Origin of the sequence: Candidatus Sodalis endolongispinus, from assembly GCF_018777395.1 — a bacterium.
GTDB classification, from domain to species: Bacteria; Pseudomonadota; Gammaproteobacteria; order Enterobacterales; family Enterobacteriaceae; genus Sodalis_B; species Sodalis_B endolongispinus.
On the sequence record NZ_JAFJYC010000001.1, the window covers coordinates 807,010 to 829,853 of the forward strand.

19 protein-coding genes, 1 tRNA gene and 8 pseudogenes are annotated in these 22,844 nt (G+C 54.2%); 8 read left to right on the top strand and 20 right to left on the bottom strand.

Features of this window, described 5'->3' with window-relative positions; genetic code table 11:
* Positions 1-51: 51 nt before the first annotated feature.
* Positions 52-214 (top strand): annotated as a pseudogene (locus tag JZM24_RS03975) (GNAT family N-acetyltransferase); the annotation flags it as partial.
* Between the two features lie 125 nt (positions 215-339).
* Here the strand turns inward: JZM24_RS03975 and JZM24_RS03980 are convergent.
* A pseudogene (locus JZM24_RS03980) lies at positions 340-812 on the bottom strand (Mom family adenine methylcarbamoylation protein); the annotation flags it as partial.
* Between the two features lie 91 nt (positions 813-903).
* On the opposite strand from JZM24_RS03980, the pseudogene JZM24_RS03985 reads away from it, so the two are divergent.
* Positions 904-2,021 (top strand): annotated as a pseudogene (locus JZM24_RS03985) (IS3 family transposase).
* 20 nt (positions 2,022-2,041) lie between these two features.
* Positions 2,042-3,034, top strand: a complete 993-nt coding sequence (locus JZM24_RS03990) for a quinone oxidoreductase (RefSeq protein ID WP_215668638.1) — start codon at positions 2,042-2,044, stop codon at positions 3,032-3,034.
* Positions 3,035-3,336: 302 nt separating this feature from the next.
* Here the strand turns inward: JZM24_RS03990 and pspG are convergent, their stop codons facing one another.
* The 5 genes and pseudogenes from pspG to JZM24_RS19615 all read right to left on the bottom strand — a co-directional run bounded on the left by pspG (position 3,337) and on the right by JZM24_RS19615 (position 6,437).
* Positions 3,337-3,555 (bottom strand): envelope stress response protein PspG, encoded by a 219-nt coding sequence (pspG, locus tag JZM24_RS03995; RefSeq protein ID WP_312884994.1) that lies wholly within the window; start codon positions 3,553-3,555, stop codon positions 3,337-3,339.
* 222 nt (positions 3,556-3,777) lie between these two features.
* Positions 3,778-4,749, bottom strand: a pseudogene (locus JZM24_RS18330) (hydantoinase/oxoprolinase family protein); the annotation flags it as partial.
* 12 nt (positions 4,750-4,761) lie between these two features.
* Complete coding sequence (locus tag JZM24_RS18335; RefSeq protein ID WP_246579866.1) at positions 4,762-5,340, bottom strand: hydantoinase/oxoprolinase N-terminal domain-containing protein; 579 nt, start codon at positions 5,338-5,340, stop codon at positions 4,762-4,764.
* The gene (locus JZM24_RS19610) at positions 5,337-5,834 is read right to left on the bottom strand and encodes an S-methyl thiohydantoin desulfurase family protein (RefSeq protein ID WP_376775534.1); all 498 of its coding nucleotides are present in this window, start codon (positions 5,832-5,834) and stop codon (positions 5,337-5,339) included. The genes JZM24_RS18335 and JZM24_RS19610 overlap by 4 nt, the downstream gene beginning before the upstream one ends.
* Positions 5,835-5,837: 3 nt before the next feature.
* Positions 5,838-6,437: pseudogene (locus JZM24_RS19615) on the bottom strand (S-methyl thiohydantoin desulfurase family protein).
* A 1,102-nt stretch (positions 6,438-7,539) separates the two neighbouring features.
* Here JZM24_RS19615 and JZM24_RS04010 point away from each other — a divergent pair.
* Complete coding sequence (locus JZM24_RS04010; protein ID WP_215668640.1) at positions 7,540-8,262, top strand: helix-turn-helix transcriptional regulator; 723 nt, start codon at positions 7,540-7,542, stop codon at positions 8,260-8,262.
* Here the strand turns inward: JZM24_RS04010 and dusA are convergent.
* Together dusA and JZM24_RS04020 are read right to left on the bottom strand one after the other, a co-directional pair.
* On the bottom strand, positions 8,242-9,273 hold the full coding sequence (gene dusA / locus JZM24_RS04015) for a tRNA dihydrouridine(20/20a) synthase DusA (RefSeq protein WP_215668641.1): 1,032 nt from the start codon (positions 9,271-9,273) through the stop codon (positions 8,242-8,244). The two genes, JZM24_RS04010 and dusA, sit on opposite strands and share 21 nt — an antisense overlap.
* Before the next feature lie 692 nt (positions 9,274-9,965).
* Positions 9,966-10,683: pseudogene (locus tag JZM24_RS04020) on the bottom strand (DDE-type integrase/transposase/recombinase); the annotation flags it as partial.
* Between the two features lie 235 nt (positions 10,684-10,918).
* Between JZM24_RS04020 and JZM24_RS04025 the strand changes: the two are divergent.
* Positions 10,919-11,740, top strand: a pseudogene (locus JZM24_RS04025) (DDE-type integrase/transposase/recombinase); the annotation flags it as partial.
* A 32-nt stretch (positions 11,741-11,772) separates the two neighbouring features.
* Here JZM24_RS04025 and JZM24_RS04030 read toward each other — a convergent pair.
* Positions 11,773-12,135: pseudogene (locus JZM24_RS04030) on the bottom strand (nucleoid-associated protein); the annotation flags it as partial.
* A gap of 182 nt (positions 12,136-12,317) precedes the next feature.
* On the opposite strand from JZM24_RS04030, the gene JZM24_RS04035 reads away from it, so the two are divergent.
* From JZM24_RS04035 to JZM24_RS04045, 3 genes are all read left to right on the top strand, one after another.
* Complete coding sequence (locus JZM24_RS04035; RefSeq protein WP_215668642.1) at positions 12,318-12,545, top strand: DUF1414 domain-containing protein; 228 nt, start codon at positions 12,318-12,320, stop codon at positions 12,543-12,545.
* A gap of 20 nt (positions 12,546-12,565) precedes the next feature.
* Positions 12,566-14,341 carry an LPS biosynthesis-modulating metalloenzyme YejM gene (gene yejM / locus JZM24_RS04040; protein WP_215668643.1) on the top strand — a complete coding sequence of 592 codons (1,776 nt, stop codon included), beginning with the start codon at positions 12,566-12,568 and terminating at the stop codon, positions 14,339-14,341.
* Between the two features lie 78 nt (positions 14,342-14,419).
* Positions 14,420-14,496, top strand: a tRNA-Pro gene (locus JZM24_RS04045).
* A gap of 96 nt (positions 14,497-14,592) precedes the next feature.
* Here JZM24_RS04045 and JZM24_RS04050 read toward each other — a convergent pair.
* The 11 genes from JZM24_RS04050 to JZM24_RS04085 form a co-directional block, all read right to left on the bottom strand.
* Positions 14,593-14,832 (bottom strand): GlcG/HbpS family heme-binding protein, encoded by a 240-nt coding sequence (locus JZM24_RS04050; RefSeq protein WP_215668644.1) that lies wholly within the window; start codon positions 14,830-14,832, stop codon positions 14,593-14,595.
* A 55-nt stretch (positions 14,833-14,887) separates the two neighbouring features.
* A complete protein-coding gene (locus tag JZM24_RS19090) occupies positions 14,888-15,022 on the bottom strand; it encodes a hypothetical protein (protein WP_281418179.1) in 135 nt (44 codons plus the stop codon).
* Positions 15,009-15,914 (bottom strand): dihydrodipicolinate synthase family protein, encoded by a 906-nt coding sequence (locus JZM24_RS04055; protein WP_215668645.1) that lies wholly within the window; start codon positions 15,912-15,914, stop codon positions 15,009-15,011. The genes JZM24_RS19090 and JZM24_RS04055 overlap by 14 nt, the downstream gene beginning before the upstream one ends.
* Positions 15,908-16,735, bottom strand: a complete 828-nt coding sequence (locus tag JZM24_RS04060; RefSeq protein ID WP_215668646.1) for an SDR family oxidoreductase — start codon at positions 16,733-16,735, stop codon at positions 15,908-15,910. The genes JZM24_RS04055 and JZM24_RS04060 overlap by 7 nt, the downstream gene beginning before the upstream one ends.
* A gap of 28 nt (positions 16,736-16,763) precedes the next feature.
* Entirely contained in the window at positions 16,764-17,867 is a 1,104-nt protein-coding gene (locus tag JZM24_RS04065) for a mandelate racemase/muconate lactonizing enzyme family protein (RefSeq protein ID WP_215668647.1), read from the bottom strand.
* Positions 17,868-17,869: 2 nt separating this feature from the next.
* A complete protein-coding gene (locus tag JZM24_RS18340; protein WP_246579867.1) occupies positions 17,870-18,490 on the bottom strand; it encodes an MFS transporter in 621 nt (206 codons plus the stop codon).
* Complete coding sequence (locus JZM24_RS18345) at positions 18,487-19,308, bottom strand: MFS transporter (protein WP_246579868.1); 822 nt, start codon at positions 19,306-19,308, stop codon at positions 18,487-18,489. The genes JZM24_RS18340 and JZM24_RS18345 overlap by 4 nt, the downstream gene beginning before the upstream one ends.
* A gap of 547 nt (positions 19,309-19,855) precedes the next feature.
* A complete protein-coding gene (locus JZM24_RS04075) occupies positions 19,856-20,902 on the bottom strand; it encodes an MFS transporter (protein WP_376775510.1) in 1,047 nt (348 codons plus the stop codon).
* Entirely contained in the window at positions 20,784-21,221 is a 438-nt protein-coding gene (locus tag JZM24_RS19620; RefSeq protein WP_376775511.1) for a hypothetical protein, read from the bottom strand. The genes JZM24_RS04075 and JZM24_RS19620 overlap by 119 nt, the downstream gene beginning before the upstream one ends.
* Before the next feature lie 342 nt (positions 21,222-21,563).
* Positions 21,564-22,220: an enolase C-terminal domain-like protein gene (locus JZM24_RS04080; RefSeq protein WP_312884899.1), complete on the bottom strand. Its 657-nt coding sequence runs from the start codon at positions 22,218-22,220 to the stop codon at positions 21,564-21,566.
* Positions 22,221-22,247: 27 nt separating this feature from the next.
* A complete protein-coding gene (locus tag JZM24_RS04085) occupies positions 22,248-22,667 on the bottom strand; it encodes an enolase-like domain-containing protein (protein ID WP_215668650.1) in 420 nt (139 codons plus the stop codon).
* Positions 22,668-22,844 lie beyond the last annotated feature (177 nt).

Here is a 22,844-nt window from a genome sequence, read left to right on the forward strand (position 1 = left end):
TATTACTTTTAACCCATCGTTCCTTTATTTATCATTATCTGGATCATGACCATGTCCAAGACCTCTGCAGATGCCATACGGGTGCGTCCGATAACGCTGGCAGATAATAGCGCCATCGCGCAGGTGATCCGCCGGGGTTTCCGCCGAGTTCGGCCTGACGGCGGATAAAGGCTATACCGTCTCCGATCCCAATTTCGATCACCTTTTTGAGCTCTTATAGCGCGGCAAATCATTTGATACCGAAAGGCAAAATATTTGATACGCTCAAAAATCACACAAATGAAAATTATTTGATACCAATTGCTGTACTGATGTAATGCTTTTGTTGTCCCTAAAACATCATGAACTTGGTTTTAACGTTTCCGGCTTAGGATAAGGCTGCACTTTAAATAATTTTGTATTGAGGCGCTTCTTCGCGCGTTTGTCCAAAAAGCGGATATATCGGAATTGCTGGAAGCGATGAACAGTTGCACGCTCTATATTGGCCCTCAGGTATTCTCCTCGCTTGCCGCCTCGCGTGATCGCGTTGCGGGCTATTTCTTGATACCACTCACCATCAATCTCATAGAATCGCGAGTAATGGCTGCCGATATATTCAAAATTACTCGCCTGATACACCACGCCACAACGCCCACAGCGCTCATCTGCAAAGGATTGCACCCATTGCACCTGAGGATAAAGTAACCTGATAGTTTTTAGCGCATAGCTGATCGCTCGTGACCAAAGACCACTTTTTCGCCACTGTTAGGATTCAGGGCGTACCCCCACTGCATCACGCCAACCAAAGCCCTACCGGAGAATACCCCAAGATGCGATTTATCCCCCTGAAACACCAGACAGTAGCTGTATCTCCAGATAAGAGATAGGCTTGAATATATGTCTAACACTAACGCCAATTTTGATATGACCGGGATCCCGTTAGGTCAAGAAGTCCGTAAACGTAAAACTCCTCAGGAAAAAATGGCCATTATTCAGCAGAGGATGGAGCCCGGCATGAATGTCTCCCATCTCGCACGACTGCACGGTATCCAGCCCAGCCTGCTGTTTAAGTGGAAAAAGCAATATCAGGAAGGAAGCCTCACCGCCGTGGCTGCCGGGGAGGACGTTGTTCCTGCCTCTGAGCTTGCAGCTGCATTGAAGCAGGTCCGGGAGCTCCAGCGCCTTCTGGGTAAGAAGACGATGGAGGTTGAGATCCTAAAAGAAGCCGTGGAGTACGGCCAGTCACGAAAATGGATAGCGCACGCGCCCTTGTTGCCAAAGGCCGGGGAATAGCACAGGTCAGCCGCGCCATGAGCGGTCGCGTGCGCCGCTGTCACTGCGGATTAAGCGTTCTGCCGACTGGCAGGACAGGCGCTGTAACCGGCGTAATGACGAAGCAGACGCTGAAATACTGTCGGACATCCTCGACATCATCAGCGATATGCCCAGCTACGGCTATCGGCGGGTGTGGGGCATCCTGCGTAAACAACGTCGCGCAGAGGGACTGCCGCCGGTAAATGCGAAACGACTTTACAGGATCATGTGTGAGCATAACCTGCTGTTATTACATTGAAAACCAGAGCGGCCGAGGCGTGAGCATAAGGGCAGGATCGCGGTGGCAGAAAGCGATATGCGCTGGTGTTCAGATGGCTTCGAGTTCGGCTGCGACAACGGTGAAAAACTGCGGGTCACGTTCGCACTGGACTGCTGCGACAGAGAGGCCATAGACTGGGCTGCGAGCACTGGAGGCTACGACAGTTCGACCGTGCAGGATGTGATGCTGAGGTCGGTAGAAAAGCGCTTCGGCGACAGGTTACCCGATACAGCGGTGCAGTGGTTGACGGACAACGGTTCAGCGTATACCGCGCATGAAACGCAGAGGTTCGCCAGAGAACTGGATCTGGAGCCCTGCACAACAGCGGTGAGCAGCCCTGCGAAACCTTGCAGCAGCTTTCACGCATTACAATGAAAACCATCCGCACAGCGCGCTGGGATATCACTCTCCGAGAGAATACCGGCGGCAGCGGGCTTCGTTAACTTAAGATACAAAAGCTGTACGGAGATGGCGGGGCAAGATCAGCGTATACAGTTTGCCGCCCACGGCGGACCGGAAGTCATGGAGTATGTGGATTTCACGCCGTCGGATCCGGGTCCGGGCGAGGTGCAGGTAGAGAATAAAGCCATCGGCATCAATTACATCGACACCTATGTCCGTTCCGGCCTTTACCCTACGCCATCGCTGCCCTCCGGTCTTGGTACCGAGGCGGCAGGCGTGGTGAGCAAGCTCGGTCCCGGCGTAGAACATCTTCAGCCCGGCGACCGGTTGGTTTACGCCCATTCCCCACTGGGCGCCTGCGCCACCGTGCACAATGTGCCGGCGGATAAACTGGCGCAATTACCTAACGCAATCTCCTTTGAACAGGCGGCCGCCGCCTTTTTGAAAGGCCTGACGGTGTTTTATTTACTGCGCCAAACCTATGAAATCAAACCGAATGAGATTTTCCTGTTCCATACGGCCGCCGGCGGCGTCGGGCGTATCGCCTGCCAATGGTCGAAGGCACTGGGCGCCAAAATGATCGGTACCGTCGGCAGCGCGGAAAAGGCGGCGTTAGCGAAACAGGCGGGCGCCCGGGAAACTATTAATTACCGCGAGGAAAATGTGCCTGAGCGCGTCGCTGCCCTGACCGACGGTAACAAGGTAAATGTGGTGTACGATTCGGTCGGCAAACACACTTGGGAAGCCTCTCTCGATTGCCTGCGCCGCCGCGGATTGATGGTCAGCTTCGGCAATTCTTCGGGGCCGGTCACGGGGGTAAATTTGGGGATCTTGAACCAAAATGGCTCGCTGTTCGTCACGCGGCCGTCGATCAATGGCTATATCACCGATGGCGCCAGCCTGAAACACGCCGCCGATGAACTGTTTAGCATGATAGCCAGCGGGGTTATCAAAGTCGACGTGCCCGCAGAGCAAAAATTCACCCTGTCTGACGTGCAACGGGCACATCAGGCGCTGGAGCAGCGGCAAACCAACGGGTCGCTATTGCTAATACCCTGACAGAAAAGTGGCGCTGGGACCACAGACTGTCAGCTGGCGCCGGCAATGTTTTTGGCATATTAAACAACGGGCTTCCCGAAGGAAGCCCGTCATAAACCGCGAAGGCATAACACACACTGTAAAATTGTAGGGGCAGAGTAGAAATTACCAGATCATGCAGTTAACCACCGCTATTATTATCCGGTAATGATGAAATCAATAAGTCTAGGCGCGTTTATCCTAGCAGCCGGTATAAGAAAAAAATATCGTCCGGGGCAGGAAAACTCCAAGCTGTGATCCATCCCCCATTTTGCCCTGGTGCGTTAGCGCATCCGGGAATCAAACCGCGAGCGCGGCGGCGCCGGCTTTTTCAAAGCACGCCAGACCCAGGCCGCCGCCAACGCCAGTAACAACCACGGTAGCAATTTGACCGCCGTGACGAAAAGCCCGGCAAACAGCATCACCAAAGACCCCGCCACCAGCGCCATCAGCACGCCCAGCACCGAAATACCGGTCAGCACCAGCATTAGAAAAAAACCGATGACAAAAAATTCCCAGCATGAAGGACTCCTTAATAGCGGGGTAGCGCCCGTCTGGACGCTAACAAGTGGCTCTCATGGTTTGACACAAGAAGCATGCCAAGTTGGCATTGAGCTAACCAGCTGATTTTGCTGACCCGGTAGGCCGAAAATAATTGCCGGTTAGCGGTTTTCACTACTGTTTAGCAAAATACGCCACGGATTATCCCGACCTACGGGCACCGTCTAGCGCTCTGGCGCGAGCGTCCCCACTGCCCGGGCTCGGATCCTGACCGCATTTGCGGGCATATACCTCAGCGGCAGCGAATCCAGTTCGATTATGGCCACGGTTTCCGGCAGCGCGCCGGCGGCGATAGCCGCCTCCCGTGTCTGATTTTCCGCCCGCTGCAGGCAGGACTCCAGGGAATCATCGCCGGGCAGTACGATGGTATCGACACTGCCGCTAACCTGCGCAATGGCCACACCGGTGGCGTTGGCGACGCCGGCGTAAGGAGGGCGGATCACCTCAGACGCGCCTTTAAGGCGCATGGGGAGTAACGCCGCACCGCCTCCCACCAAAATGACCGGCATGTCGCTCTGGCTGGTATTCATCCGTGCGAGGCATTTTTCAACCATTGCCACATAATGCTCCGCCACCCGGGTTACCATTGCCGGACACAGGTGCGCAACCAAAGTGGCATCGCCAATGTCCGCCCAGCCACGGGCTACCGCGATATCGGTCACCGTCAGGGTATCACCGCCGAAGACCAGCGCCCGCTGCGGTAAGGCGTACCCCACGCTCTCAGGTCCGACGCTAATAGCGCCGTCCGCGTTCAGGGTCACCACCGATCCGCCGCCAAGGCCGATTGAGGCAATATCCGGCATGCGGAAGTTAGTACGTACTCCGCCTATCTCTGCCGCCATGGCGGACTGACGGGGAAATCCGCCGCACAACGCACCGACGTCGGTGGTTGTGCCGCCCACATCCACTACCAGCGCCTTTGGCAAATTGGAGAGTCTGGCCGCGCCGCGCAGGCTATTGGTGGGCCCGGAGGCGATAGTCAGGATCGGGAACATCTGTGCCTGATGCAGCGGCATCAGCGTACCGTCATTTTGACCGAAAAACAGCTCGGCGATAATGCCCCGCCGCGCCAACGTCTGGCGGAAACCATCGGTAAGGGTATGCGCAACGCCACATAGCGCCGCGTTAAGCACCGTGGCGTTCTCTCGTTACAGAAGACCGATGGAACCGATCTCAGACGACAAAGACACCGGCGTTTTCGCCCCCAGGATCTCCCGCGCCAGAGCCGCGACGCGTTGCTCTTGCTCAGCAACGATGGGTGAAAAAATACCGCATACCGAGACTGCGCATACCAGCCCTTTTACCGCCTGCAGTTGCTGGCGGACGGCCTGTTCATCCAGCGCCGATATTATTTCGCCATCGTAATGATAGCCGCCGGCAAGGGTAAAAAGCCGTGCCGGCAACCGTGCGCTAAAATCGGCCGGCATGTCGGTTAAAGGTGGCACCGCCAGCGAGGCCGGGGCACCGAGCCGGAAATGCGCCACCGGCTGCAAACCTTTACGTTCGACAATAGCGTTGGTGCAATGGGTGGTGCCCAGCATTGCCCGTCGAATAGCGCCGCGATTCACCTCGACCAGCGCCAACAGGGCCGTTACCGCCTGATCAATCCCTTGCATGACGTCTGCGCTGGTGGGTTGTTTAGTATGAGCGATGATCTTTTGCTGCCCATCAAGCAGCACCGCATCCGTGTGGGTGCCGCCGACATCAATACCCAAAGATAAACTCATACACTTTCCTCCTTGTACCGGGCCGCCAACGTCTCGACCGGCGTATAATCATCGGGATAGTGAAAATACCGCGGTCCGCACACTTCAATTCCCCGTGGCGTGCGCCATTTTTCATGGGCGGGAACGCCAAACGCTACCACGCGCATCCCGTAACAAAGCCTCTCGCCCAGAATCGGCAAGCCCGTTTCCTCATCAAGGAGGATGATAAGATCCGGCGTCATACACAGCGCCCGGTCATCTCGCCGCGCAAGCAGGTATTCATTCTGAAATAACACATCAAAGCGCCCGCCCCTATCGTCGTCCACGCCGATAAAACAGGCGGTGCCGTAGTTGAAACCGCCTTCACTACGCTGATTTACCCGATTGGCTTTACCGCGAAACAGTACAATGCCTTGCAGTAGCGCTGTCAGGGTATCGATAACGTTGCGTCGGGCAGCGCGCGCCTCCTGAACCTCGACGCCGATGCGCCACATCAGCCCCAGCGTGCCCGCGATCCCCTAAACACGCGCCTGGTCGACCGTCACGGGATAACCTGCGAAGGCTGCGGCACCGCCCATTTTCACCGCGACGGCGCGGGCCAGTTTCTCCGCCTTCATACTGTCCTGCGCTTCTACCAATGCGGCATTTGCATGCTCATCCACGATGGCAAACGGCGAGGCATTGATGCCATCCAGATAGAACGTCGTCATTTGGAATTCGGGAAAAGCCCGGCCCATGGCGTCGACATCCATTACCGGCAGCCCGAGAATGCATGCCGAGGCCAGCGGCAACAATGAGTTGATGCCGCCGGTTTCGATCGGATAGATAGCAGATAAAGGGCGGCCCAGATGCTCAGCGATATGCCGACAGGCCAGCAGCGATTCCTGTCCATTCGGTACCTTTTCCATCATGATCGTCGGCGAACCTATCATGCCCGTCGCCAGCAGCATTTACTCCGGCTGAAGCTCGTCTAGTGTTACTAATTGGATGGTGCCGTGTTCGGCAATGGCCCGTTGTGCCATGATTTTGCCAATATAAGGATCGCCGCCACCGCCGCTGGCAAGAATAGCGGCGCCGTAACTGATGTGCTCAATTGCTTCATAATCCAGCCATTTCATTTCACGATCCTCCCACTATCTGCACAGGCGCTGACACTATATTCCGGTGAAAACCGTATGGCGTGAATATACGCCGCGGCGCGTATAATAGGCATGACATCACTATTAGACATATTATAACCATCACCTTTAACAATCCCTTCCAAGACAGAGAAATTAAACCATAAATTTATTCGATCTCACAAAATTTTTGCAATCAATCCAGAATTAAAAATTTAATTTTTAGATTAATAGATTAAATGTTAATATTATAATATGTTAAAACGATAGCGTTATTATAATCAGCCATCAGCGTCAAATAATTTAAGGCTATATAATTTTTCGGGTAGCGCCCACGCATTATTCTCATTCAGTCACCGATTTATTGCTCTCATCTTAAGCCGGTGACAAACTTGACGGCCATGTAACTCGTTACATTACGGTATCAGGCCTCGCCGCTTACGCATCGTTAATTGATGTAGCGTATCAAGGCTGTACCCTTTCATGCCACTAGCGGGCTGGGGTAAGAACGCGTACTCACGTTAAGGTTGTGCGACATCCGTGTCCCATCGACTGTCGGCTCTTCCTTTCCCCTACTGTCAACTGAATCTATTGCCGGTTTAATTGACTTAGCCAGTTAACCGCTTATCGCCTTATTGACCAACTGATTTAACACCCTGCCACAGTCGGTTTAGCCGCCTTTAGTCACATCGATCCTTACTATCGATTTATGTGTCTGTCGGCTTAATTCACCTGTTATCTTACCCTTCGCCGATTTGACGTTTCACGGCTAATCCACTTAACGGCTGTCAACCCGGTATTTAATCGAAGCGCCCGTTTTCACCGATAAAGTATTTAATCCACATTGCTTGTTGCCAGGTTATCGGTTTTGCGATTTACCTGCACACGAATAATCGCAAAAACGGAGGAATGCGGGTAGCAAAACAAATAAATTATTTATCACCTCATTAATAACATGAGCCGAGGGAATATTACACGATGGGAAGCCAGACTATATCATCAACGCTGTTAAACATAAATTGATATGAGATCAGGCTGGACCAGAAATAACATTTGCGGTAAAAATAGAACGGACATGCGGTATTTTTAAAAAGGACTTTATATGAACAGCGATTGCCTGTCTTGCGATACTCAAAATGGCGTCATAGCACCGCACCTGCTAATGCTATGGGAATCCTCCCGTGAGCCATGGGGCGTCAAGGATCTTGATTCGCGCTATCTTTATGCCAACCATGCTTATTACGATCTGCTGAATATTGATCCATCGCTTTTCACCATCCCCGGCTGTTTCGATCATGATTTACCGTCACCGGTGGCGGATTTTGCTTCACATTTCCAGCGCCACGACCGCTGTACTATCAAACATCAGGATCGTCTCTGTTCCATAGAGATTCACTGTTATGGCCGGGAAAATCTTATTCAACCTTATTTTTTCGATAAATATCCACTTTACCATCAGTACAGCCGAGAGTGCATCGGCTCCATTTTCCACGCACGCAAAGTTGAGGACGTCTCGCTGCAAAAGCAGCTATGCGGTAAAAGCCCGGGATATTTTCTGTTTTATCCGCCGGAACCCATCTTTACCGAAGGGGAGTTGGATGTGATCTTTTTTGTTCTACAAAACTTGAGCAGCAAAGTCATTGGTCGTCAACTTGGCCTGTCACATCGCACGGTGGAGAACAAGCTCCAGGGTATTTATCAGAAAGCGGGCGTGCACTGTTTGCAGCAGTTCAGCGAATACAGCAGGCACACCGGTTTTGACCGCTATGTACCGCAAAAATTTTTGAAACCGCTAAGTCAACTATTAATGCTGGACGCAAGATAGCGCTTTGATCACCACATCGGCACCCGCGCCAGGGCGGTGGGCGTGTTCGCTTAAATAGCGTCGCCACTGTCGGGCGCCCGGCATTCCCTGAAACAGCCCGAGCATGTGACGGGTAATGTGACCAAGCGCCGCGCCCCGGGACAGCTCGCGTTCAATATAAGGCAACATAGCATCAATGACTGCCGCCTGATCCGGCAATGGATCGGCGTCGCCAAACAGTTCGCTGTCAACCCGCGCCAGGATGCCCGGGTTTTGGTAGGCTTCCCGGCCCATCATTACCCCATCCAGCTTTTGCAAATGCTCACGGGCGTGGTGCAGCGTTTTGATACCGCCGTTTATCATCAACCGTAGCGCAGGGAAATCGCGTTTCAGCTGATACACCCGATCATAATCCAGCGGCGGAATTTCGCGGTTCTCTTTAGGGCTTAAGCCGTTAAGCCATGCCTTGCGGGCGTGAATGATAAACGTCTCACAACCGCCGCAGTTAGCGACAGTATCGATGAATTTACACAGGAACGCATAGCTGTCCTGCTCATCAATACCGATGCGGGTTTTGACCGTAATCGGTAGCGTTACCGCCTCGCGCATAGCGGCAATACACGCCGCCACCCGATCTTTCTCGGCCATTAAACAGGCGCCGAAGCGACCGTTCTGCACCCGATCGGAGGGGCAGCCTACATTGAGATTAATTTCATCATAGCCACGCTCTTGTGCCATCTTCGCGCAGCGCGCCAGCGCATCGGGTTCGCTGCCGCCCAGTTGCAGCGCCAGGGGATGTTCCGCGTCGTGATAAGCTAAATAATCGCCTTTACCAAACAACAAAGCGCCGGTGGTCACCATTTCCGTGTACAACAGCGCACGGCGGCTCAATTGGCGCAGAAAAAAACGGCAATGGCGATCGGTCCAGTCCAACATCGGTGCGACGCTGAACCGACCGGGCACAGGCGATGAAGATCCTGCCAAGGTTAACGTGGGCGGCAGGCTATTCTGGTAAGCGCGGTTTTCAAGCATGGCTGATGATTTCACGTCCGTTCAGGCAATCGGCTACCCGCTCGACGCGGTGACAATAAACACCGGCAGGGGAATTTCCGGTAGAGTATAGCACAGAAAAGCACTTGCCGGGATTTCCTCTTAGCAGGCGCCCGCCTCTGGCGCACGATTGAATAGTTAAGCCACGGCAAACACCCTCTGTGATGAGACGCTGTCTGGGCCACTTAATCTGGTCGCCGGTTGGCACGCGGTGAAATTGACGTGATTTCTCCGTGGGCTCCGGTTGATACCTTCGCCTTCGACAGACACCAGCGATCGACGCCAGTTAACCCGCATCGCTGGCGCATTCGCCGCTATTAGCCAGCCATCACGGGTTAAAGTGTAATGTAGCCGAAAGGCGTTCGGTGCCTTTTATAAATACCTATAATCTTGCAAAGGGTATGGCACGGACATGGGCGCTGCACTGTTGAAATCTAACCTCATATTTGCGACGTGCGACCTCATCCAGGGGTTGAGACAATAACTCAATGATAAAAAAACGTCTGCACCGAGGATAACCATTAACGACAGGTTAGTTTAACGACACGCGCTAATGCTTACCAACGTTAGCAGGGTGCCAAGGTCTCTGCCGGATGTCCCCTTATTCTGACCCGGAAATGTGCACGGTCAGATCTATTGATCTTGCCCCGCCATCTCCGTACAGCTTTTGTATCTTAAGTTAACGAAGCCCGCTGCCGCCGGTATTCTCTCGGAGAGTGATATCCCAGCGCGCTGTGCGGATGGTTTTCATTGTAATGCGTGAAAGCTGCTGCAAGGTTTCGCAGGGCTGCTCACCGCTGTTGTGCAGGGCTCCAGATCCAGTTCTCTGGCGAACCTCTGCGTTTCATGCGCGGTATACGCTGAACCGTTGTCCGTCAACCACTGCACCGCTGTATCGGGTAACCTGTCGCCGAAGCGCTTTTCTACCGACATCAGCATCACATCCTGCACGGTCGAACTGTCGTAGCCTACAGTGCTCGCAGACCAGTCTATGGCATCTCTGTCGCAGCAGTCCAGTGCGAACGTGACCCGCAGTTTTTCACCGTTGTCGCAGCCGAACTCGAAGCCATCTGAACACCAGCGAATATCGCTTTCTGCCACCGCGATCCTGCCCTTATGCTCACGCCTCGGCCGCTCTGGTTTTCAATGTAATAACATCAGGTTATGCTCACACATGATCCTGTAAAGTCGTTTCGCATTTACCGGCGTCAGTCCCTCTGCGCGACGTTGTTTACGCAGGATGCCCCACACCCGCCGATAGTCGTAGCTGGGCATATCGCTGATGATGTCGAGGATGTCCGACAGTATTTCAGCGTCTGCTTCGTCATTACGCCGGTTACAGCGCCTGTCCTGCCAGTCGGCAGAACGCTTAATCCGCAGTGACAGCGGCGCACTGATGCGGCTCCAGCTGGATATGGCCTAACAACGCTTTTACGGTGAATTGCCGACATAACGATTATGCCTCCGCCGCGCGGGGGCTTTTTTTTTCGCTGCCGCGTCGTCACAGAAGATAGTTTTGATTTATCCCCCTGAAACACCAGACAGTAGCTGTATCTCCAGATAAGAGATAGGCTTAAATATATGTCTAACACTAACGCCAATTTTGATATGACCGGGATCCTGTTAGGAAGCCGTGGAGTACGGCCAGTCACGAAAATGGATAGCGCACGCGCCCTTGTTGCCAAAGGCCGGGGAATAGCACAGGTCAGCCGCGCCATGAGCGGGTCGCGTGCGCCGCTGTCACTGCGGATTAAGCGTTCTGCCGACTGGCAGGACAGGCGCTGTAACCGGCGTAATGACGAAGCAGACGCTGAAATACTGTCGGACATCCTCGACATCATCAGCGATATGCCCAGCTACGACTATCGGCGGGTGTGGGGCATCCTGCGTAAACAACGTCGCGCAGAGGGACTGACGCCGGTAAATGCGAAACGACTTTACAGGATCATGTGTGAGCATAACCTGATGTTATTACATTGAAAACCAGAGCGGCCGAGGCGTGAGCATAAGGGCAGGATCGCGGTGGCAGAAAGCGATATTCGCTGGTGTTCAGATGGCTTCGAGTTCGGCTGCGACAACGGTGAAAAACTGCGGGTCACGTTCGCACTGGACTGCTGCGACAGAGATGCCATAGACTGGTCTGCGAGCACTGTAGGCTACGACAGTTCGACCGTGCAGGATGTGATGCTGATGTCGGTAGAAAAGCGCTTCGGCGACAGGTTACCCGATACAGCGGTGCAGTGGTTGACGGACAACGGTTCAGCGTATACCGCGCATGAAACGCAGAGGTTCGCCAGAGAACTGGATCTGGAGCCCTGCACAACAGCGGTGAGCAGCCCTGCGAAACCTTGCAGCAGCGTTCACGCATTACAATGAAAACCATCCGCACAGCGCGCTGGGATATCACTCTCCGAGAGAATACCGGCGGCAGCGGGCTTCGTTAACTTAAGATACAAAAGCTGTACGGAGATGGCGGGGCAAGATCACCGAGATGATCAAATACTCCACCGCCAGGTAACGATACCGGCAAAACAAAACCGTTCCGCCTTCGGCAAATGGGTATTCCGCTAGCTCATCGCGCAGTCGCCCCGTGGCGGCACGGCTGAAGGCAAGAAAGTTTTCATTCCCCCGGCGGCAACCGCGTAGCGCATCCGCCAGTTCACTCTCGGGCGTGAAAACGCCGTAGGCCTTGCTCTTGGCGCTGTAAACCCGGTGCAGCTCGGCCATCATCTCTTCCACCGCCGGCGAGACAGCAAGCGGGGAATCGCGCAGCACCAGTTCTAGCGTCTGTTCATCGCGCTTAATCATTTGATGCAGTGCAATCTGGTCAATATCCAGACTCATGTTCTATTCTCCATTCTGGTCAGGTGCGTATTCAAACACCGAATCGCTCGTCGCTGCAACTGTGTTGCCACCGCCGCGGCCGAAGGCTGAATCGCTACAAGGGTTAGAAACGATAAAAGTGCGGAAAAAGGGGAGTTGATACGGTAAGATACCGGACTTTGACAGGCCACATAGATAATATTATGCCACAAGCATCCCGTTACAGTGACGAACAGATAGAAGCACTGCTTGCCGAACTGGCTGCGGTACTGGAAAAACATCATACGCCGACCGATCTCGCGCTGATGGTCTTGGGGAATATGGTCACTCATGTGATTAACACCCGCGTCGCGCCGGAGATGCGCAATACGCTGGTTAAATCGTTCACCGACGCACTGCACGCCTCGGTGCCGCTTCCCGATACGCATTAAGCACAAGCCAAAACATAGCTATGGTGACAAAGAGTCAGCGCTACCGTGACAAAGTATCCCAAATGATCAGTTGGGGTCACTGGTTCGTCCTTTTCAATATTCTGCTCAGCCTGGGGCTGGGCAGTCGCTATTTGTTTGTCGCGGACTGGCCCGTCTCGCTGGCGGGCCGACTGTACGCGTTCGCCAGCTGGCTTGGTCATTTCAGTTTTCTCGGCTTCACCTTGTATTTACTGGTGGTGTTTCCACTCACCTTTGTGGTGATGTCGCAGCGCTTATTGCGTTTCTTGTCCGCCATTATCGCCACCGCAGGCCTGACGCTGCTGCTGGTGGACAGTGAGGTCTTCACCCGTTTCCATCAACACCTCAATCCGATGGTGTGGGAACTGGTGATAAACCCGGATCAGACCGAGCTGGCCCGCGACTGGCAACTGATGTTTATCGGCATTCCGGTGATATTCCTGGTGGAAATGCTGTTTAGCACCTGGAGCTGGCAAAAACTGCGCAGCCTCAATCGCTATAATTTCGGCAAACCGGTAACCGCGCTGTTTATTGCCGCTTTTTGCACCTCACATGTGGCCTATATCTGGGCGGATGCCAATTTTTACCGCCCTATTACCATGCAACGCGCCAATCTGCCGCTGTCTTATCCGATGACCGCGCGCCGTTTTCTGGAACGCCACGGCCTGCTTGACGCAGAGGCCTTCGAGCGGCGGCTGGTGCAGCATGGCAACCCAGAGGCGGCGGCGGTGGAGTACCCCTTAAGTCCGGTGAGCTTCAGCGACAAGGGCAGCGGTCTGAACCTGCTCATTATTACCACCGGCATGCTGCGTAATGACACGCTGGACCAGCAGATGCCGGCCCTTTCGCGCTTTGCTACACAAAACGCGCGTTTCACTCAGCACTACAGTACCGGCAATCAGGTGGATACCGGCCTGTTCGGGCTGTTTTACGGTATTTCCACCTCCTATCTCGACGGGATCCTGGCCACACGCAAATCCTCGGCGCTATTGGACGCCCTGAACAAACAGGGCTACCAGCTCAGCCTATTAGCCTCAGACGGTTTTCGCGATCTCCTTTATCGCCAGGCGCTGTTAACCGATTTCACGCTGCCGGAGCCCGTCAGGCAGACGGACGCGCAAACCGCCAAACAGTGGCAGCAATGGCGCGACAGCTACAGTGGCACGTCGCCGTGGTTCTCTTATGTGTCATTTAACGGCACTAGCGTCAGCGCCAGTTTGGCAAACACGCCGGATCTTACCCGCCGCTATCAGCAAGGGGCGCAGCGTCTGGATAATATCCTGGGGCAAATGCTGGACACTCTGCGCGAACGCGGCGATTTGGATAACACCGTGGTGGTCATCACCGCCGCCACCGGGCTGGAATTAGATGATAACGGCAGCGGACGGCGCGAGAGCGGTACCCGTTTTAAACGCGCGCAGCTGCAGGTACCGCTGGTGGTGCATTGGCCCGGCACGCCGCAGCAGGTGGTGACCAAACTGACCAACCACAACGACGTGACCGTGACGCTCATGCAGCGTCTGTTACATGCCAGCAATCGCGCCAGCGATTACTCCCAAGGGGAAGATCTGTTCGCCCCGCGCCGCCGCAATGATTGGGTGCTGAGCGCGGACGGACATCAGTTGGCAATCACCACGCCGCATGAAACTCTGCTGCTGGAAAATAACGGCAGTTACCGCACCTTCGACGTCAACGGTAAGGAGTTATACCAGCAAAAACCGCAGCTGACGCTGCTGCTGCAGGTGCTGACGAATGAAAAACGCTTTATTGCCAAATAAACGCTTAAAACTAAAGCAGTCGTTCAGGTCGGCTATTGCATTCATAGCAAGAACGGGTAGTATAAGCGCCCATGAGTTCGGCATGTAGCGCAGCCTGGTAGCGCACCGTCATGGGGTGTCGGGGGTCGGAGGTTCGAATCCTCTCGTGCCGACCAATTCATCCCGAAGAAAACCAATCACTTGTGATTGGTTTTCTTCGTCTGTCATTTGCTCGCCGTCGATGCGCGGCGGCGGGTTGGCAAACCTCTCCGTTAGCCGAAGCGTTGTGCCCAGGACTCCGCCAGAGCGATATCCTGCGCAACCGGCAAGCCGCTGATGCCAATAGCGCCTACCACCGTGCCTTGCAGGCGAATCGGCATACCGCCCGGCATCGGCAATAGCATGGCGTCATTCAATAACCAGAGGGTCAGTGCACCGCACTGCACCTCTTCGGACACTTGACGGGTGCTGCGCCGCAGCATCAGCGCCGTATAGGCTTTATGCTGGGCCAATAACCGCGGCAGGCGGCGGACAGCTGTGATGGGCGCCGAATGCCACCAGCTCGCCTTAGCAGCCCGCCACCGCCAGCCCGTGCGTACCGGGGTCGTAGGCCGTAGACGCAAGGAAATCAGCCACCATTTTGACCGCCGCGATGTCGCTGAGGGTATAGCGCGCAGAGAAAGCCGGGCTATCCTTTGCCATGGGCGATAGTCTCCTGGATACGCTGATACAGCCCGTCCAATTCCTTTTTTTGCGTCGACGTCAGGGGGGTAAACGGCTCGCGCACCGGCCCGAGATCGGTCAGATTGCGCCACGCCAGGTATTTCGCGGCTTGAAAAATTCCGCGTTCCACCATGAACGCCACCACGTTATTGATCTTCTGCTGTAACGCCTGAGCCTGGGGCATCTTGCCCAGCCGAAAAGCCTCGCGCACCGCCATAAACAGTTCCGGCTGCACATTGACGGTGGTGCCGATGGTCGCGGTGGCGCCGGCGGCTAATGCCGATAAATATATCTCATCAAAGCCGTTGAAAAAGACTTTTCCCGGGTAGGTCGCCACCATCCGTTCCAGGGAATATAAATTGTGCGACGTGTGTTTCACCCCCAGCACTTGTTCATCGGTTAATAATGCGCCGGCCATCTCAGCATCGAGCTCTACCGTAGTAAATTGAGGTATATTGTAAATAATGACCGGTATCGATATTGCCGAAAGCACTTTGCGATAATAAGCAATAATCTCCGATTTGGAGAATTTGTAATAATAAGGCGACACGGCGTCCGCGCCATCCAGCTCCGCATGCTGCGCCAAATATACCGCATCGGCGGTTCTTACCGCGCCGACGTGGGAAATGACGGGCACCTTACCGTTAACCTGCCCCACCAACGTGCGCAATACCTGCTGTCTCTCTTCCAGGCTTAACAGTGGCCCTTCGCCGGAGGATCCGCAGCAATAAAAGCCTTCGACGCCCCGCTTTAATTGATGAGCGACCACTGATGCTAACGCGTCTTCGTTTATAGACTCATCATCATGCATCGGCGTCACGATGGCCGAAATAATCCCCCGGTATTCATCCCAATTGTCGTGCGTTACCATGCTGTCCATCCTCCATCCACCACCACATTGGCGCCGGTCATATAGACCGAAGCGTCGGAAAGCAGAAACACTATCGTACCGTTGTATTCATCCTCGTTGGCCATGCGCCCAATCGGCATGCGGGCGGTATAATTTTTCTGAAAGCGCGGATCCTGATCCGGCCGTGCCACGCCGGAAATCGTCAGGGTATTAACCCGTATGCCGTCCCGCCCCCAATAAGTCGCACAATAGCGGGTGAAATTGTAAATACCCGATTTGGCGGCGGAATAGGCCACCGGCTTAATGAAGGGCACGCCGGTATCCTCCTTTTTATAGCTATAAATATCCTGGACAGGCGATACCACGCCATAAATGGATCCAACATTGATGATAGACCATTTTTTTCCCGCCGCTTTCATTCGGGCGCCCACCTGTTGCGTGACCAAAAAGGTGCCGACCAAATTGACCTCCACCACTTTGCGAAACACGGCGGCCGGAAAATGTTCAAACGGTCCAGACACTTCCGGCGGCGCACTGGGCTGGGTATCGATTCCGGCATTATTGACCAAACCGTCAGGGGTACCCCATTGTTGCTCGATATCGTCAAGCGCGCGGCTGACGCTCTCCTCAAGGGTAATATCGACCTGATAAAACGCCAAACGCGGGGAGTTACAGCCCGAGCCGAGCGCTTTTTCGCGTCTTTCCTGCTGGATATTCTGGGCAAAGACCGCCACCCTGGCCCCCCGCTTATGGAGCTCAGTGACATATTGTGCCCCCAGTTGCCATAACCCGCCCGTGACGATGATAATTTTATCTTTAACAGAAAATAACGAATCTTCCATTTTGCTCCTCCTTTACCGCGTGCAATACTTATATTTTGTGTGCCTGCAGATAATCCTTGTCCAATACAATACCGTGACCGGGTTGCTCACTCGGGACGTAATAACCATCCACCTCTTCTCCGGCGGATAATACGATCCGCAAGTCTTTCCAGCGGCCGCTGTCGGTCACTTCGGCATAAGACACATTGGGAACTGCGGCTAATAAACTGGCGCTGAGCTCCAATACAAAATGCGGCGTCATGGGCAGATTATGGGCGCGGTCAACCGTCGCCACATCCATATAGCCGGTTATCCCACCGACGCGACCTAAATCGGCCTGAATAAAATACGCCGCGCCGCTTTCGATATACTGGGTAAATTGGCTGAGATTGTAGACATTTTCCCCGAGGGCAATCGGCGTACGGGTTCTTTCACGCAATTGTTTATGCCCGGCGATATTGTCCGACGGCAGAGGTTCCTCAATCCAGAGAAGATTTAGCGGTTCAAATAGTTTGAACGCCCGCAGGGCCTGGGGGAAATTCCAGCCTTGGTTAGCATCCAGCGCCAGGGGAAACACCGGAACAGCCTCCTGAATTTTGATTAAACGTTCGACATCCTCTTCCAGATCGGGTTTACCCACCTTGACCTTGGCCGCGAGGTAACCTTTCGCTTTCCAACGACGCACCTGCTCAATAACCTCCTCAATCGACATGTGCAGGTTGATACCGCTGCCGTAAAGCGGCACGCGATCGCGCACCCTGCCGAGCAGATCGACAATAGGCACATTCAGCGTTTTGCCCAACAAATCCCAATAGGCAATATCCAGCGCGGACAACGCATGGGTGGTGACGCCTGCCCCACCGACATCATGAATGTATTTGTAGCTGCGATCCCATAGCGCTCGCGGCGACAGGCGCTGGCCGATAACGTCGGGAATAATTTTCCGTATCAACGCCGAAATGGTGGCGCCACACCAGCCGGAGGTATGGCTGAAACCGGTACCTACCAGGCCGTTGGAGCCCTTTACCTCGACTATCGCGACTTCGATATCGGTGACGTGATGGATCTGGTCGCCCCACGGCCCTTCCGGCAGCGGGACGCGCGCGGTCATTAATTCGATATGGTCGATAACGGGCATATTGGTGATAGTCATGATCACTCCTCTTTCTTCATTTCATGCAACAGGTCAGGGTGTGGGAAGCCGGAGCCCGGGTGGACTGCATCAGGACCGGCCTCGTCGTCTTCATTGTCGCCGGCGACATGGCCGAAGACTTCGGAAAGCAGGAATGTCGCGGCCAGAAAGGCCAGGAACGGCGCAATAGCGATAAGCGCGGAGGCCAGCGGTACGCCCAGGGCATCAAACAACGGCGGGAAGACCAGCGTGGTCACAAAAGCGGTGATTTTCACGATGGTGTAGCCAATACCGGATGCCACGCCGCGGTATTTCGGTTTAGCCACCAGCGATACTACGGTCATACCGCTTTCCGCATCCCAATAATGTCCCCAGAGCATTAGGGCGGCGCCGCCGGTTATCATCAAATAGTTCAGCGAATAGACGCCATAGGCGGCAATGAGAATGCCCAGGGTGACAAACACAAAACCGTACTGACTTAACCCGCGGTGCCCCAGGCGATGCAGCAACAGCGGGCCCACAAAGGCGGATACCACCGCCACACAATTCACTGCCAGCAGCGCCAGGTTATTTTGTATCTGGCCGGAAATGCCTATCGTTGCCAGGATCAACGGCAGATAATAAGGAAAAAGCGTAGTTCTCAAATGACTGTGCGGCGCGAGAAGCTGCGGCTGAATAAATCTTTTAGCGCTTCGCCAACGCTCGTCGGTTCGATGGTGACATTCTGCTCGGGCAGCAGATCGTCCAGCTGCCGTCCATGCTGGTCGCCGTAATACTGCCGAGCGGCCTGGCACGCTTCGACAAACCGGCCCCGCTCCACAAACCAGACGGGCGTTTCCGGCAATTCACGGCGCAATAGTAGGAGGAGAAACGCGGGGATAGCCGGCACCGCCAATACGATACGCCACAAATGATCCTTATTCACCCCCAGCGCTACCAAGACCGTCACCAGCAAAATGGCGGCGATAATGCCGAGGGAGAACATGAACTGCCAGCGATTAGCCATGACTTCCCGTTTACCTTTCGGCATCACCTCCATGATGTAGGTAAAGCCGTTGGCAACATCGGCCCCCACCGGAATACCGGCGAAACAGCGGATAATTGCCAGCCAAAAGATATTGGGGGCCAGCCCTTGCAGGATGGAAAATACCGAAAACAGCAGCATCGACGCGAGAAAGATTTTGCGCCGGCCAAATCTGTCGGTCAGCCATCCACCGAGAATAGCGCCGATAATGGCGCCAAACTGTGTACCGGCCGCGGTGAAACCGAGTAACCAACTACTGGGATGGTAAATATCTTTCAGGGCGTAGATGATGAACGCCATAGAATAGATATCCCTCGACTCGGTAAGCAGAGCAGTTATCATTAACCAGCCTGCCCGGGTAGAGCCGGGCGCCTCTTGTAAATCCAGCCGTTTTTTGGCTGTTAAAATCAACCCCTCGATATTGACGTTCTGAGACATATCAACTCCCCTTTACCCTGCGTCTGGAGGGTGATGAATAAAGTTAATGTGCTGATGGCGCCTACGCCGTTTAGCGTTCATTCCCGGGCATTAACGTCATGTCATGTGTTGTTCGCCTGGAATGGCTATTCATCCACTTACCTGACAGGGTGTGCCATTGTCGCTTGTGATGTTTCATTATCATGCCGTTGCGCAAACGGTCGTGATAACGCCCGGCGCGTCCGCATCAGGCAGCCATCCCTGCGGCCTGCCCGGCCCGGACACGCGCGTATTGTCATTAAGAAACCGTTTTCAATAACCTGCTAAAGCCAGCGCCCGTGCCGCCATGCTGTGCTCTTGGGCAAAGAAGACGCTGAGCGCCTTTGGTCGCTTCACTTTCTCCGTGCCCGGCCGCGCTTTGGTTGGCCCTCGCCCCTTTCCTTATCGCGCGGGCAGCCTGCCGATGTTGCCGCCAGGCTGCCCGCGCCTTTCATTTAGCGCTAGACTGAATTACGCTCGGACAAGAGAGCACGGCTCGGGATATAGCCAAGCTGCGTCGAGTTAGCATTTAGGCGGCAGCTGCCCCTCTTTTAGAACCTTTCCGCGTTGATAGGGCTTCCCGGGTTAAACGGTTTTGCGGCCCAGCTTGATAACCACTAACCCCACCGCCGCTAACGCGGGCCCTGCCGCTATGGCGAGCAGGGAAAAGGCAAAACTGCCGGTCGTGTCCCGCAGCCACCCCATCACAAAGGGGCCGGCGACGCCGCTTAAATTCCCCACGGAATTGATAACCGCGATGGCCGCCGCAGAGGCGGAGCCAGCAAAAAGATTGGAGCATAGCGCCCAAAACGGCGGGGCCAAAGGCGTAGATACCAATCGCGGCGAGGCAAATCAGCAGCAACATCGCGACGGGATTGCTGATAAAAACACATAACGCCAGGCCGATAGCCACCGCCGCAGCGCTGCAGCCTGATTGGAGGGCGCGGTTGCCGGGGTGCCTGTCGGAATAGCGGCCGATAAAAGGCAGCAACACCGCGGCGACAAAATAAGGTATGGCCGCAATCACTCCCACCCAGGAGATGGCTGAACCAAAGCCCGCCACGATTTGCGGTAAAAACATAATTAAGCCGACGCCGGCGAAATTCATGCCAAAATAGACCAGACTCAGTTTGATGACACGCGGATCGGCAAACACCTTGCCCAAACGATGTTGGCCAGGCGTAGCCAGATTGGCCTTCTCGCTATTGAGCGTCGCGGTCAGCCAGGCTTTTTCTTCGTCATCCAGCCAGGTGGCCTGCTCCGGTTTATCTTTTAAGCGGAAAAAGAGGTAAATGCCCAGGATGAACGCCGGGAGGGCTTCAATAATAAACAGCCATTGCCATCCTTCCAATCCTCCCACTCCGTGCATCATCAGCAGGGGAGCCGAAATGAGCGAACCGAATACCACGGCGAAAGGCACCGCAAGGTAGAAGACACTAAGCACCCTGGCCCGGTTTTTAGCCGGTAGCCAATAGGAAAAATAGTAGACGACGCCCGGAAAGAATCCGGCTTCGGCCATGCCTAACAGGAAGCGGATGGTGAAAAATGAATATTCGCCACTGATGAAGGCGGTCATCCCGGATATGATGCCCCAGGTTATCATAATTCTGGCGATCCAGGACCCGTGCGCCAAAGCGGTGCATAACCAAATTACTTGGTACCTCAAACAGGAAATAGCCAATGAAGAAAATACCGGCCCCCACGCCATAGACCGCCGAGGTAAAGCCAAGGGAGGCATTCATTTGTACCGCGGCGAAGCCAATATTGACGCGATCCATAAAAGCAATAAAATAGCCCAGCATCAAAAATGGCAATATTCTTATCATTATTTTTTTTACGACTTTACTTTCAATATCATCAGAGCGTTTGCCGGCAACAGAAGCTAATGTATTCATTATGCATTCCTCTCTTATCGCTTTAGTGTCATTCTTGCAACAATCAAGAATGATGGGCGCAACCCGTCTCTGATACTGATGCTTGCCTACGCTTTAATGACTTACCCGGAGGTCGTGAGATAATCATCAAAAAACCACTACGTCAATGCGGGTCATTTAACGTAAGCCTACCCCTGTCATCATGCTTGAATGTGGTAATTTCCGCATAAATCACCCGCCTACCACAGGCTGGCAGGCACGGCGCCGAGCGCCTTGCCCCCATCAGGAGCACAAAGACGCGCCCTGAAAGTCCGGAGTGTGATTGCCACAAATTGTCTGGTTTATCCCTAACGACCGGAAAGACTATTCCTCGTTGTCGCGAATAAAGTCCATATTCAGACGCAGCCCTAAACCCGTGGCTTCGGGCACCGCTAGAAAGCCTTTGGTGGGCATGGGCGGGTCAATAAAAATGTCATTGGTAATCTCCTCAAACATCATAAGTCTTTCGAGAAACAGCGCATTGGGTAATGCGCTGACGAGATGGCTATGCATATGCTCCATCGCGTGTGGGGCAAATTTTAAATTCCATGCCTGGGTAATGGCAGCCGCTTTTAATATCTCTGTATAGCCACCCACGCGCGCCACATCCACTTGTACGATATCCACCGCGTCATTGATGACTAAATCCCTAATGCCGAATTTGGTATATTCATGCTCGCCGGTGCCAAGTGGGATATCGGTACCGCGTTTAAATCGGGCCAGGCCGGTAATGTCATCGGCAAATACCGGCTCTTCAAAGAGATAAATATCGTAATCACGGATTCTGTTGGCTACCTGCACCGCGGTGGCCGCATCCCAACAATTATTGGCGTCGACCAGGACATCAATGTCGGGCCCGATGGCTTCACGGACTTTGCGTATCCGTTCGACATCGCGCCGGGGCCGGGTTCCCCCCTCCACGCCCAGTTTGACTTTAATTTTCTGATACCCTTGCGCCACCATGGATTGGGCCTCCTGCACCAGTTGGTCGTCGTTATACGACGTCCATCACCCGCTGGCGTAAACCGGCACTGCGGTTTTGGTGCCGCCGAGCAAGCGGAACAGCGGCAGGCCGGTAATCTTGCCCTTGAGATCCCACAGCGCCGTGTCCACCGCGCTTAAGGCGCCAAAGGTCAACCATTTACGGCCCACGCCGCGCAAATAATGGAAAAATTGCTCCCACAGCACCTCGGTAGCGAAGGGGTCACTATTAAGAAGTTTGGGGGCAAAATTATTCAAAATGAGGGCCTTGGTCGCTTCCCCGCCCACCTCATGATAGGTCAGCCCGAATCCCTCAAGGCCCTGATCGGTGGTGATCCTAACCACTGTGTACCCCACCGATTCCACTTTGCGTGTAGCATCCGCCAGGCCGGCGGCGGCGGGCAGGGACACGAGATGCACCTCTATCTTGCTGATTTTATGCGACATGATTTTCCCTTTAGCTTGATATGTACTGAACAAGGCGGAGGAAACCTTAACCTTCCCGCGCCGGTGCGTCATACAGCTTCACGGTAAACAGCCCATACGCTGTTACATCACATTCAAAAACGGGACTCGAAACACCTAGGGATTAACGTAGAACAATAAAATTTTGCTAACTCGAAT